Below are 12,767 nucleotides of genomic sequence, written 5' to 3'. Positions count from 1 at the left end.
TCCGAGTCTGCCACTAATCTGGACTGTGTCAAGAAAAGCCGAAGCGTCGTGCGGTGTCCCAACCGGACAATTACCGCATTGTGGTGCACCGACAAGCCGGTCGCAGCGGTCGCGAAGATGTGCCACTCTGTGTCCGCGCCGACGCTTCCGTGGTCGGCTCGGACCGTTTCCGGGGGGAACATCGTCATGCGTCGTCGATCCACTGTTCGTACGCTCGTTCGTCGGGCCACGCTCGTGTTCACGGTGACCGCCGCCGCCGCGGCGCTGCTGCCGGCGACCGCGCAGGCCGCGCCCGTCGCTCCCGCCACCGTGCTCGGATCGATCGACGACGGACCCGGACGGTTCTCCGTCTTCCGCACGGTCGACAGCGGTCTTCGGCCGACCGACGCCGACAACGCCGGCTGCGCCGAGCACTGGGGCGGCCCTCCCCGTTCCCTCACCGTGGTCGAACGGCTCGACGCCCGGCTGTACACCTTCGACTCCAGCTCGAGCACCGGGTTCCTGACCGATCCCACCGCGAACGACGTGGGCCCCATCTACGTCTGCAACGTCCCGGCGCTCGACGGCCAGGCCTTTCTCGGTCAGTGGGGCCGGATGACCGCCCCGGGGCTGGGTGAGGTGACGATGAACGGTCCGTGCGGCATCGAGTTCTACATCGGCGAACCCGGCCGCGGCGCCGTCGACTGTGTGCTTCGCCTCGATCCGAACGACAGCGGAGTCACCGGCGGAGTGGCGACCAGCAATTCGGTCGTCAACCCGGCGAGACTGCCCGACGGGCGCACCGGCTCCGTGTGGACGATGTACACGACGGGCGAGGCCGACGCGCCGGTCGATGCACCGAAGCCCGGTACCCCGCAGCCCACCGGCTCGGTGAAGTACAGCGTGACCCGCGAGGTGAACTCGTCCTCCACCGGTGCCACCGCGGCCTGCCCCGGCGGGGTGCGCACCACCGCCCTGCACCCCACCGGGGTCGACGCCGCCACCGGCACCGTCGACCCCGAACCGTCCGAGACGGCCGTCGCCACCGCCACGGTGTGCTACCAGCTACCCGGCGGCCCGGACTTCCCCGCGAGCCTGACCATCACGCACGAGGGTGTGACCCCGGCCCTCACCGCGACCTCCACCGGGCAATGCCGTCGGCTCGAACTCGCCGAGGCCCCGGGGTCGATGCAGCAGTCGTGCGGTTTCACGCTGCCCCCGAACTTCGGGCGCGGGCTCACCGGCGGGCAGGTCACCGTCAACGGGCTGGTTCCCATCGGCGATCCGGCCGGATCCGACAACTCGGCCGTGTGGACGACCGGGCTCCTCGGATCGATCACACCCGACCTCTGAGTGTCGTCAGTGCCCCTGACCCACCACCGTCAACGGCAGGCGCAGCGCTCCCGGCGCGTCGTCGGGTACCACCGGGTTCGACGGACGGACGGGCTTGACCGGTTCGTACCCCGCCGATTGCGGCGGACGCGGATCGGCCTCACCGTGGTTGGGCCACAACGCCATTGCTCGCTCGGCCTGCGCGGTGATGGTCAGCGACGGGTTCACCCCCAGGTTCGCACTGACGGCCGAACCGTCCACCACGTGCAGACCCTCGTACCCGAACACACGGTGGTAGGCGTCGATCACGCCGCGTTCCGGCGTGGCGCCGATGACGGCGCCGCCCAGGAAGTGGGCCGTCATCGGAATGTCGAACACGTCCGCGAACGAGCCGCCGGGGTCGCCGTCGATCATGTCCGCGGCCTTGCGGATGGCGGTGTGGCCCTCGGGGATCCACTTGGGCGGCGGGCTGCCGCTTCCCGGGCGTGAGGTCAACCGGCGGCCGAAGCGCCCCTTCTTCGATCCGAGCTCGAGCGAGTTGTCGTCGGTCTGCATCACCAGCGCGATGACCGTGCGCTCGGACCAGTTCTTCACGGACAGGCTGCGCAGAGTCGCGGCCGGGTTCTTCAGGGCGACCTTCAGGGTGGCGAGCGGCCGCGGGAGCTTTCCTCCGCCGTCGCTCAACACCGTCTGCAACAACCCGATCGCGTTGCTGCCCTTGCCGTACCGCACCGGCTCGATGTGGGTGTGATCGTTGGGGTGGAAGGACGAGGTGATCGCCACGCCCTGCGTGTAGTCGACCTGGCGGTCGCGGGCCGTGGCCGCGAGGACCGCCTCGGAGTTGGTGCGGACGACGGATCCGAGCTTGTCCGACAGCTTCGGCAGGGTGCCGGATTCCTTCATCGCCAACATGAGCTTCTGCGTCCCGTACGTCCCGGCCGCGAACACCACCTGATCCGCCGTCATCACGGTCGTCGTCCGGCGTAGCTTCGCGCCGGTACGGCGCGTCGTGACCTCGTACCCGCCGCCGGGTCGCGGGGCCACCGAGGTGACCGTGGTCAACGGGTGCACCACGGCGCCGGCCTTTTCCGCCAGGTACAGATAGTTCTTCACGAGCGTGTTCTTCGCACCGACCCGGCACCCGGTCATGCACGCACCGCACTCGGTGCAGCCGGTGCGCGTGGGGCCGACGCCGCCGAAGTACGGGTCCGCCGTCTCCCGGCCGCGGTCACCCGGTTGGCCGAAGAACACTCCGACCGGAGTCGTGGAGAACGTGTCGCCGACACCCATCTCCTCGGCGATGTCGCGCATGATCTTGTCCGCGGGGGTGATCGACGGGTTGTCCTCGACGCCGAGCATGCGTCGAGCCTGCTTGTAGTACGGCACCAACTCGTCCTGCCAGTCCGTGATGTCGCCCCACTGCGGGTCCCGGAAGAACGGCTCCGGCGGCTGGTAGAGCGTGTTCGCGTAGTTCAACGATCCACCGCCCACGCCGGCACCCGCCATGACCAACACGTTGGGCAGCAGGTGGATGCGCTGGAGGCCGTAGCACCCGATCATCGGCGCCCACAAGTACTTTCGCAGACGCCAGCTGGTCTTCGGCAGCTCGTGGTCCTCGAACCGTCGGCCGGATTCCAGAACCCCCACGCGGTAGCCCTTCTCCGTCAGCCGGAGCGCCGACACACTGCCGCCGAATCCCGAGCCGATCACGATCACGTCGTACGTGTTCTTCATACTGCGGACCTCTCCTCGGTGGGGGCAGCAACGCCGGTGACCGGCGAGCGCCGTCGCGTCGTGTAGTTCTCGATGTCGAACCGTTTCGTCGCCCGACGGAACAGCCACGTGAAGGTCGGCCACATCGCCGAGTTCCGCCCCTTCGCGTCCAGGTACCAACTCGAACAGCCGCCGGTGTTCCACACGGTGCCCTCGAGGTCGTCGTCGAGTTTCGCGTTCCACTGCTCCACGGCATCCTCGCGGACGTCCACGACACCGATGTTCTTCTCCGCCATCTGCTCGAGCGCCGATTCCACGTAGGCGGACTGCGATTCGAGCATGTACACGATGGAGCTGTGGCCGAGGTTGGTGTTCGGCCCGTACATCATGAACAGGTTGGGAAAACCGTTCACGGTGGTGCCGCGGTAGGCGTGCGGACTGCCGGCCCAGTGCTCGGCCAGCGTCGAACCGTCCCGCCCTCGGAGCAGGTGGGCCACCGGCGGCTCGGTGGGGGTGAACCCGGTCCCGAACACGATGGCGTCGACGGCGTGTTCGGTGCCGGTGGCGTCGACCACGCCCGTCGGCGTCACGGACGTCAGACCGGAGTTCACCAGGGTGACGTCCGGGCGCTCGAGCGTGGTGAACCAGTCGTTGGACAACAGCATCCGCTTGCACCCGATGCGGTAGTCCGGGGTGAGCTTCGCCCGCGTGCGCTTGTCCCGCACCTTCAGACGCAGGAAGCTCATGGCCACCGCGCGCGCGACACCGAGGAGCTGCGGGCGCTTGGCCATCATCTCGACGTAGAACTCGCGGTAACCGTAGATGGCGCCGCGCTGGAGCTTCAAGGTCCACGGAGCGCGGCGGTAGAGCGCGCGCTCGAGGGGGCCTCGGGTGCGGTCGGCGCGAGGAACGACCCACGCCGGCGTGCGTTGGAAGACGACGAGGTGCTCGGCCTTCGGGGCGATCTCCGGCACGAACTGGATGGCGGACGCTCCGGTACCCACGACCGCGACGCGCTTGTTCGTCAGGTCGTAGTCGTGGTCCCAGGTCGCCGAGTGGAACGTGTGCCCACGAAAGTCGTTCAGTCCGGGCACGTTCGGAAGTTTCGGAGTGGACAGAGTTCCGGTCGCGGCCACCAGGATCCGCGCGGTCAGCGTGCCGCGTTCGGTCTCCACGGTCCACCGCTCGTCCGCGTCGCTCCACTGCGCGCCGACCAGGGCGCAGCCGGTGACCAACCGCCGGCGGAGACCGAAGCGATCGGCGACGTCGCGGAGGTAGGAGTAGATCTCCGGCCCGCGCGCGAAGGTGTGACTCCACTCCGGCGACGGTGCGAACGAGAACGAGTACAGCGAGGTCGGAACGTCGCACGCCACACCGGGATACGTGTTGTCCCGCCAGGTTCCCCCCACGTCGTGTCCGCGCTCGATCATGAGGATGTCCGCGCCGGGATCCTTCTGCAGGATCCGCGCCGTCACCCCCATTCCGGCGAAGCCGGCGCCGACCACCAGAACGTCGACGTGGGCGGGCAGGCTCCGCGACTCCGGCAGGCTCTGCGCCTCTGCGTGCGCGTCGGATCGATTCGCCGTGGTCATGACTTCCTCACCATTGCCTCCCATACCGGTAACAGACGTGCTCGCATCTCGCGCTCCTCTTCGGGCGTTCGGAAAATGGCGGACACCGCCAACCCGCGCGCCAGTTCGATACTCAGATCGAGGGCGGCGGGAGACATGGTGTCCCCGTACAGTTCTCGTCCGCCCAGCTGCAGGGCGTCGGCGACGCGCCGCTCGAGCGGCTCGACCTTCTCGTGCAACGACGCGTCGGTGCGGGCAGCCACCCACAACTCGAGGGCGGCGTCGAACAGCGGTCCGGAGAACGCGTCGAGAAGAAGGTCCGGACCGGGTGCCTTGTCACGCCGAGCACCCAGGATCTCGTCGAGGCGACGCTCGACGAGGTGTTCGACGGCGGCGACCACCAGTGATTCCTTGGTGGGGAAGTGGTGCAACTGCGCGCCCCGGGACACGCCCGCCCGGCGGGCGATCTCCTGCGTACTGGCGCGGGAGTAGCCGAGCTCGACGAGCGTGTCGACAGCGGCGTCGAGCAGCTTTCCCCGCGTTTCGGCGGTCCGATCGGCCTGCGTGCGTCGCACGGGCACCTCGGGATCGTTGGTGGTCTCGGTCACACCATCGACGATAGCGGGAAACTTACAAACAGTCCAGACTGATTGTAAGTTTTCCCTCGCCGAGCGTCAGGCCACCATCCCCCGATGCATGACGCGATCCCCCACGACGCCGGAGTGGTCCGCCTTGTGCATGACGACCCGGTTGTCCCAGATGACCACGTCGCCCGGCGACCACCGGTGCCGCAGCGTGTTCTCCTCGGCGGTGCAGTGCTCGAACAGCTCCAGCACCACCTCGGCCGACTCCTCCGCGGTCATGCCGCTGACCGCGACACAGCGCTGCGGGGTCGACAGGTAGATCGACGTGCGACCCGAGATCGGATGCACCGCGAACAGCGGGTGCTCGGCCGACGTCTCCTGGTCGTCGCCCGGGTCCACCCCGGTGACGACGTGCGTGACGGTGCGGCCGTCCAGCTTCTCGCGCAATTCCGGATCGAGCGTGTCGTACGCCCGGTACTGATCGGTGAACAGCGTCTGCCCGCCCTCGGCGGGAACGGTGACCGCCCGGAGCGAGGTGTAGACGGGGGGATGCGCCACGTAGCTGGTGTCGACGTGGAACGTCGACTTCGGCGGTGTCGTCCGGCCCACGTTGCTGATCACGTTGAGGTCGGGGAATCCGGGTACCGGCGTCTCCCCCACGGTGAACACCGTGCGGCCGAAGCTCCGCAGGAAAGCGAGGAACGCCTCGTTGTCGGCGTCCTGCTCGGTGAACACCAGCACACCGTGCTCGGCCAACAGCCGACGCACCTCGGTGACGGCGTCGTCACCCAGCGCGTCCACCCGAGCGTCCGCCACGCGGGCGCCGATGGGGGACATCTCCGTCACGTTCACAGTTGCGCTCCTTCGATCGTCGAATGGTCGAGCAGGGTTCGTCGGCGCACTTCCCGCAGCGCGTCCGCGAAGAGATCGCCGACCTCGATGCCGGCTTCCTTCGCCATCATCGCGATCACGCTGGTCCGGGCGAACGAGCAGTACAGCCCGGCCTCGAGGAACCACGGCTTGCCGTCGGGGTCGATGCGGAAGTCGAAGAGGCTGTAGTCGCGGCACCCCAACGCGACGTGCGCGCGGCGCGCCGCTTCCCACACCCGCTCGGTGACCGGGTCCGTGGTCGGCACCATCCACGCCCGAGTGTCGTTCTTGGCCACGAGCACCAGCTGCCCGTCGTCGGTGCGCGTCAGCTTGTCGTCTCGGCCCCGGACGGGCTTGGTCGAGCTGTCCACCGCGTACTCCTCGAGCGGAAGGCAGATCAGTTCACCGCCACGAACCACGATGCCGCACCGTACTTCTCGGCCGAGTTCGATGTAGGTCTCCACCAGCGCGGTCGGCGACTCCTGCCACGCGGCATCGAGTGCATCCGCGAAATCGGCCTCGTCGCGCACCAGCGTCACCCCCACCGAGTTGTCGGCGTCGACGGGTTTGACCACGGCGGGTACCGGCAGCGTCGGCCTCTCGCCCGCTCGCAGCACCTCACCCGGGGGAACGGCGACCCCGGCCGCGGCCACGACGGCGCGGGCCACGGCCTTGTCCGCGGTCATCGCCATCACGTGCGGGGCATTTCCCACGACCGGGATCCTCAACGCGTCGAACAGGGACCGGTAGGTGGTCATCCCCGGTACGCAGAACATCTGCGGCAGAACCACATCGATGGCCGACGAGGCGATGTGGGCGATCGCATCGGCCAACGACAGGGCCGGCGCGCGATCGAGATCGGGAAGCGCGTAGGAGTCGGAGAAGCGCCACGAACCGTCGGGCGAGACGTAGGCGAGCACGAAGTCGTAGCGCGTCGGATCGGCCAGCGCCTCGACGGCGTTCGCGGCGTAGACGAGGGACAGGTCGGCGAAGAACCGACTCACCGCCGATCCGGCCAGATGAAGCACCCGCCGAGTCATGATCAGTCGCCTCCCGATTCCACGAGTTTGCCGATGTTGAAGTCGATCCGGGTCCACCCGCGACGCGCCCGCAGGTTCTTCAGCAGCAACGCGGGAATCTGCACGTGATGAACCATGAAGTACGGCAGCGGATCCGAGCGGGTGAGGATCGCGTCCTTTCCGCGCAGAACGGTTCGCAACCGGTGCGCGCGACCGGACTCGGTGAGCAGACGCCAGAGTTCGTGGTAGATCCAGTACGTCGGCCGGGCACCGGGACGCGGCGTGATCATGTCTCGGCCCGTTTCGAGGTAGGCCGCGGACACCCCGGGGTGATCGTGGAACATCGTGATCGCGGAGTGGGTGCGCGGATTGCATTCGATCGCGTACACCTCACCGTCGTCGCTCTCGATGAAGTCGAAGGACGCCTGACCGGTGAGGCCGAGTTCGGACACGAAATGCTCGACCCACCGCAGGATCTCGGGCTTGTCCACCATCTCGTAGTTGACCTGGAACGCCGAGGACACGCAGCACCCGTAGACCTGCAGGGAACCGTCCCGGACGGTGCCGTGCGTGCAGTACTCCTGACCGGTGACGAACTGCTGCAGGATCCAGGGATCGTCGGCCGAGATCGACAGGCTCCGCGCGAACGCCGCATTGCGCTCCGGGGTCTCCCGCGTGAGCGGGGTGAGGTCCATGCGGCCCACCGGGTTGTACGCCAGACGCTTGAGGATGTAACTGCGCCCGACCGGAAAGTCGAAATCCTCCACCTGCGCCGGGTCGGTGACGAGCCGCCAATCCGGAACCCGGAGACCGAGTTTCGACGCGGCCTCGGAGAACGCGGTCTTGTCGTCGAGCATGCGCACCGTGGGTCCGTCGACGTGCACGGTCTCGCACAACTCGTCCAGTACGCGTCGGGCGTCCGCCTCGAACACACTCGACGCCGGGCTGGACACGGGCACGAACACGTCCACTCGCTCCCGACGGACGATGTCCGCCAACGCCTCCGCGAAGTTCGGGGCCGTCGGTTCCGGAATGCAGTGGAAGGCATCCACCGCGTTCGAGAACCGGTGGCCCGTCAGGCGATACTTCGCCGATTCGACGAGCACCACGCGATGACCCGCGGCGTGGAAGGACCGCGCGAGTTGGAGTGCCTTGGTCATCTTCCCGCCGCTGATCATGACGGTCCGGCGCTCCGCGGCAGGCGCGGGGGCAGGCGCGCGGCGCAGTCGATGCGCCACGGCCGCCCCCGCCACCAGCGCGGCGTCGATGGGCAGGGTGGCGGTCAGCGCACCCAGGGCCGCGAGGGTTCGCCCCGCGTTCGCGCTCATTCGCCGACGTCGATGCGCCGGATCAGGGTGAGGCCGTCGCGCAGCGGAAGCAGCACCTGCTCCACTCGGGGGTCGTCGGCGACGGCGCGATTGAAGTCGCGGATCGCCGCCCCGTTGGCGGTCGGCGCGGAGGGCAGATACGGCTCGCCCTGCAGGAGGGTGTTGTCGACCGCGACGATCGCGCCCGGAGCCAGCAACGTCGAGTCGAGCAGCGTCTCGAGGTAGCCGAGGTACCCGGACTTGTCCGCGTCGATGAACACGAAGTCGAACTGCCGGTTTTCGGCGTCGAGAGCCGTCAGGGTGTCGGCCGCCGGACCCACGTACACCGTGATCCGGTCACCGACCGGGGATGCGGCGAACGACTGCTGGGCGAACTCGGCCACCGCCGCGTCCACCTCGCACGCCACCACCTCGCCGCCGTCGGTAACGGCCTCGGCCGCCGCCAGTGCGGAGTAGCCGGTGAACATGCCGATCTCGAGAACACGCGACGCGCGAGCGAGCCGCACGAGCATCTTGAGGGCCTGACCCTCCACGTGGCCGGAGAGCATCTCCTGCTCCAGGGTGCCGTCACCCCAGTCCGCGTCGCGGGTGCGCCGCGCGAGGTCGGCGAGCGCCGGCGACTCGGCGGTGGTGGACGCATCGAGGTAGGGGTCCATCCCACCCGCGAGATCACGGGCGCGGTGGAGCCGGTCCAGGATGTCGGGGTCCACCCCGTCGACCCGGCCGAGGAGCTGGGCCACGTGGTCCAGCTCCTCGGCCAGGATCGCCACCGGAGTCACCGGGCGAGGGCGAGAAGTCACCGAGCCGTGGCCTTCCCGACGGCCTGCTCGCTCTCCGGAAGGGTGAAGGTGTCGACGCCCTCGCCCTGACGGTCGAAGTCCTGGCAGATCTTGTTGTGCAGCGTCAACACGTCCGAGAGCTCGTCGGTGGAGACGTCGTTGAGGAACGTGCACGTCCCGATGGGATCGGGAACGGCCGCCCGCAACATGCCGTCGCGCGTCTTGAGGATGGAGTTGGTCGCCTCGGTGAGCAGCTCCGGGGTGAGGTGCGGGCTGGTGAGCGAGAGTCCGAGACGGCTCATGACTCCCAGTACCCGGTCACGATCGTCGACCGACAGGTGGCCGCGCTGCTCGGCGAGCGTCGTGGACAGTGCCATGTCGATGTTGATCGCGTGGCCGTGGAAGAACGGCACCTCGGGCGCGAGCTCGAGCGTCGGGCTCCAGGTGTGTCCGAACGCGATGACCCGGTCCAGATCGATCTCGTGCAGGTTCGGTGCCTCGAGCTCGAGCATCGTCTCGATCGCCTTGTAGGTGAGGCGGTCGCCGATCTCGCGCAGTTCGGCACTGCCGTCGAGGTGTCCGAAGTGCGTGCGCAGCAGATCCGGTCCGTGCGAATCGAGCATGTCGAAGATCTCGGAGTTGCCCACCACGGAGATCTTGATCAGCTCGGCCATGCCGTTGCGGATCTGGTCCTCGGGCAGAGTCTTCATGAAGCTGAAGTCCAGCAGCACCTTCTGCGACGCGTGGTACGCGCCGAGCCGGTTCTTGTGCTTGCCGTAGTTGACCGCGACCTTGATGGACACGCTGGCGTCGATGAGGCCGATGAGCGTGGTGGGGATACGGATGTACGGGGTGTTGCGTCGGTAGCTCGCGCAGGCGTAACCAGCGACGTCGGTGGTGAGGCCGCCGCCGACGACCAACACCGGCTCGGTCCGCACCAGACCGAACGCGTCGAACTCGCCGACGATGCGCTCGAAGGTCTCGAGGGACTTCGCCGTCTCGCGGATCTGCACGGCGACCGTGGTCAGCTCGATGCCGTGGTGATCGAAGTAGGTGTGGATCTGCTCGCCGTAGTGCTCGAGGACGCTCTCGTCCACCACCATCAGGCAGCGGCCGTAGGGGCGGTAGCTGTCGGCGAGTTCGGTGCTGTCGACGGAGAACACACCGTCGACGTACAGCAGGTCGTATTCGATCTTTTCGTAGCCCTCGACGTGGAAGGACTTGTCACCGGCGGTGACGCTTGCCTGGAGGTTGCTCATCGTGTGTCGCTCCTAATTGCTCGCAGTGGCGAGTCGACGGACCTGCTGCGGATCCAGGGACTCGACCGTCTCGGTCGCGGCGGCGAAATCTCCGCCCGCGGTGTTCTCGTTGGGGAACGCGACGCAGGTCACGTCGGCGGCTGCGGCTGCGCGCACGCCACCTTCGTTGTCCTCGATCGCGACGCATTCCCCGGCCTGCTCCCCGAGCTGTTTCAGGGCGAACGTGTAGGACGCCGCGTCCGGCTTGCCCTGCTCCACGTCGGACCCGTCGACGACGACGTCGAAGGTGTTCGCAGCGATGTGCGACTCGAGGGCCGTCAACACCGCCGCCACGTTCTCCGCCGACGTGGTGGTCACGAATCCGAGACGCATGCCGTTGTCCTTGGCCGCCGCGATGGTCTCCACGACACCCGGGCGCGGCTCGACGGACGTCTCGGCGAGGAGCGCACGGAACCGCTCGGACTTGGTGGCGTGGACGGCGGACGCATCGACGTCCTGGCCGCGGGACGACGCGAAATCGGCGATGCGCTGCGCGCCACCGTTGGTGCCCATCATCGAGCGGTAGTCCTCGCGCGACCAGTTCCAGTCCAGGTCGTGCTGGGCGAACGCGTCGTTGAAGGATCGACGCTGGAGTTCGGAGGTGTCGACGAGGGTGGAGATCGAACCGAACAGGATGGCGGACATGGAAGAGGTTCCTTTCGTGCTTCCACTGCGGGGTGCTCACCGGACGACGTCGAGGACGCGATCGCCGACGAGAACAGCGGAAGGGGCGTCGGCGGGGGATCCTGCGATCACCGCGCTGGGATTCCACGCGGTGCATGGCGCCGCCGCGCCACGTGTAGTCATTCGGATGCGGAGGCCAAAAGGACCGTTTTCCTCGTGAGAACTTCCGGGACCGGGCGGGAACTTCTGGATCGGGTTCGTCCGTTGGGTGGCTACCCGCGTCGGAAACGACGCTCGGAGATTCGGGCATGACGGATACTCATGCAGCACGGACACTCACGTATCACCGTCGACCACGAGGAGCACACCATGACCGCACCGGCCCGCCGACTCACCCGCTCCCGGCGCAGCAAGTGGATCGCCGGCGTCTGCGGCGGCCTCGCCGAGCGCTTCGGCCTCAACGCCAATCTGGTCCGGTTCCTGTTCGTCCTGTCGTGCGCGCTGCCCGGCCCGCAGTTCGTCATCTACCTCATCATGTGGATGGTGGTCCCCAAGGCGACGTACTGACCGGCGACCGCGAACCACGAAAGCCCGCCCCGAGAGTCTCGGGGCGGGCTTTCGTGACGGGCGGGTCGACTAGTCGACGAACAGCTCGGCGATCTGGATCGTGTTCAGAGCGGCGCCCTTACGGAGATTGTCACCCGAGACGAACAGGGCGAGGCCGCGCCCGTCGGGAACGCCCGGGTCCTGCCGGATGCGACCGACCAGCGAATCGTCGGCACCGGCGGCCTGCAGCGGCGTCGGGACGTCGACGACGCGCACACCGGGGGCCGACGACAGGAGTTCCTTCGCTCGCTCGACGGACAGCGGGTTCGCGAACTCCACGTTCATCGACAGCGAGTGGCCGGTGAACACCGGTACGCGAACACACGTGCCGCTGACCAGGAGCTCCGGGAGTCCGAGGATCTTGCGCGACTCGTTGCGCAGCTTCTGGTCCTCGTCGGTCTCCCCGGACCCGTCGTCCACGAGCGATCCGGCCAGCGGAAGCACGTTGAAGGCGATGGGCTCGGTGTAGACACCGGGGGCGGGGAACGGGGCGTCGCTGCCGTCGTGCACCAGCTTCTCGGCGTCGTCGATCACGGCGCGCGCCTGGGTGGCGAGTTCCTCGACACCGGCGAGTCCGCTGCCGGAGACCGCCTGGTAGCTCGACACGATCAGCCGCTGCAACACCGCCTCGTCGTGCAGGACCTTCAGCACCGGCATGGCGGCCATCGTGGTGCAGTTGGGGTTGGCGATGATGCCCTTGGTCAGGTTCTTCGTGGCCTCGGGGTTGACCTCGCTGACCACCAGCGGCACGTCCGGGTCCTTGCGCCACGCCGACGAGTTGTCGATGACGGTGACCCCGGCGGCCGCGAACCTCGGTGCCTGCTCGCGGGACATGGTGGCCCCCGCCGAGAAGAGCGCGATGTCCAGACCCGACGGGTCCGCGGTGGCCGTGTCCTCGACGACGATCTCGCCGTCGCCCCACGGCAGTGTCTTTCCCGCAGACCGAGACGAGGCGAAGAACCGCACCGAATCGGCCGGGAAATTGCGTTCCACCAACAGTTTTCGCATGACGGCACCCACCTGACCGGTGGCTCCGACGACGCCGATGTTCAGACCCATGTTGT

General features: G+C 68.0%; 12 protein-coding genes. 2 read left to right on the top strand and 10 right to left on the bottom strand.

Features of this window, described 5'->3' with window-relative positions; genetic code table 11:
* The first annotated feature begins 186 nt into the window (after positions 1–186).
* Positions 187–1,332 carry a hypothetical protein gene (locus ACY466_RS01315; protein ID WP_463249185.1) on the top strand — a complete coding sequence of 382 codons (1,146 nt, stop codon included), beginning with the start codon at positions 187–189 and terminating at the stop codon, positions 1,330–1,332.
* A 6-nt stretch (positions 1,333–1,338) separates the two neighbouring features.
* Here ACY466_RS01315 and ACY466_RS01310 read toward each other — a convergent pair whose 3' ends face one another.
* The 9 genes from ACY466_RS01310 to ACY466_RS01270 all read right to left on the bottom strand — a co-directional run bounded on the left by ACY466_RS01310 (position 1,339) and on the right by ACY466_RS01270 (position 11,118).
* Positions 1,339–3,045, bottom strand: a complete 1,707-nt coding sequence (locus ACY466_RS01310) for a GMC oxidoreductase (RefSeq protein ID WP_463249183.1) — start codon at positions 3,043–3,045, stop codon at positions 1,339–1,341.
* The gene (locus ACY466_RS01305) at positions 3,042–4,616 is read right to left on the bottom strand and encodes a flavin-containing monooxygenase (protein ID WP_463249181.1); all 1,575 of its coding nucleotides are present in this window, start codon (positions 4,614–4,616) and stop codon (positions 3,042–3,044) included. The genes ACY466_RS01310 and ACY466_RS01305 overlap by 4 nt, the downstream gene beginning before the upstream one ends.
* The gene (locus ACY466_RS01300) at positions 4,613–5,203 is read right to left on the bottom strand and encodes a TetR/AcrR family transcriptional regulator (RefSeq protein WP_463249179.1); all 591 of its coding nucleotides are present in this window, start codon (positions 5,201–5,203) and stop codon (positions 4,613–4,615) included. The genes ACY466_RS01305 and ACY466_RS01300 overlap by 4 nt, the downstream gene beginning before the upstream one ends.
* Positions 5,204–5,269: 66 nt before the next feature.
* On the bottom strand, positions 5,270–6,016 hold the full coding sequence (locus ACY466_RS01295; protein ID WP_463252099.1) for a TauD/TfdA dioxygenase family protein: 747 nt from the start codon (positions 6,014–6,016) through the stop codon (positions 5,270–5,272).
* Positions 6,017–6,027: 11 nt separating this feature from the next.
* Positions 6,028–7,089 carry a D-alanine--D-alanine ligase family protein gene (locus ACY466_RS01290; RefSeq protein ID WP_463249177.1) on the bottom strand — a complete coding sequence of 354 codons (1,062 nt, stop codon included), beginning with the start codon at positions 7,087–7,089 and terminating at the stop codon, positions 6,028–6,030.
* 2 nt (positions 7,090–7,091) lie between these two features.
* Positions 7,092–8,396 (bottom strand): ATP-grasp domain-containing protein, encoded by a 1,305-nt coding sequence (locus tag ACY466_RS01285; RefSeq protein WP_463249175.1) that lies wholly within the window; start codon positions 8,394–8,396, stop codon positions 7,092–7,094.
* Entirely contained in the window at positions 8,393–9,196 is an 804-nt protein-coding gene (locus tag ACY466_RS01280) for an O-methyltransferase (protein WP_463249174.1), read from the bottom strand. Before ACY466_RS01280 ends, ACY466_RS01285 begins: the two co-directional genes overlap by 4 nt.
* Positions 9,193–10,434 carry a sedoheptulose 7-phosphate cyclase gene (locus ACY466_RS01275; protein ID WP_463249172.1) on the bottom strand — a complete coding sequence of 414 codons (1,242 nt, stop codon included), beginning with the start codon at positions 10,432–10,434 and terminating at the stop codon, positions 9,193–9,195. Before ACY466_RS01275 ends, ACY466_RS01280 begins: the two co-directional genes overlap by 4 nt.
* Before the next feature lie 12 nt (positions 10,435–10,446).
* Positions 10,447–11,118 (bottom strand): HAD family hydrolase, encoded by a 672-nt coding sequence (locus ACY466_RS01270; RefSeq protein ID WP_463249170.1) that lies wholly within the window; start codon positions 11,116–11,118, stop codon positions 10,447–10,449.
* A 348-nt stretch (positions 11,119–11,466) separates the two neighbouring features.
* Between ACY466_RS01270 and ACY466_RS01265 the strand changes: the two genes are divergently transcribed.
* Positions 11,467–11,664, top strand: coding sequence for a PspC domain-containing protein (locus tag ACY466_RS01265; RefSeq protein WP_463249167.1), 198 nt, complete (start codon positions 11,467–11,469; stop codon positions 11,662–11,664).
* A gap of 69 nt (positions 11,665–11,733) precedes the next feature.
* On the opposite strand, the gene ACY466_RS01260 is transcribed toward ACY466_RS01265, so the two are convergent.
* The gene (locus ACY466_RS01260; RefSeq protein WP_463249165.1) at positions 11,734–12,762 is read right to left on the bottom strand and encodes an aspartate-semialdehyde dehydrogenase; all 1,029 of its coding nucleotides are present in this window, start codon (positions 12,760–12,762) and stop codon (positions 11,734–11,736) included.
* Positions 12,763–12,767 lie beyond the last annotated feature (5 nt).

The sequence above is a fragment of the Rhodococcus sp. K11/5 genome, assembly GCF_055193735.1.
Note: the sequence above shows the minus strand (reverse complement) of the source record. Positions and strands in the feature narration are given on the sequence as shown.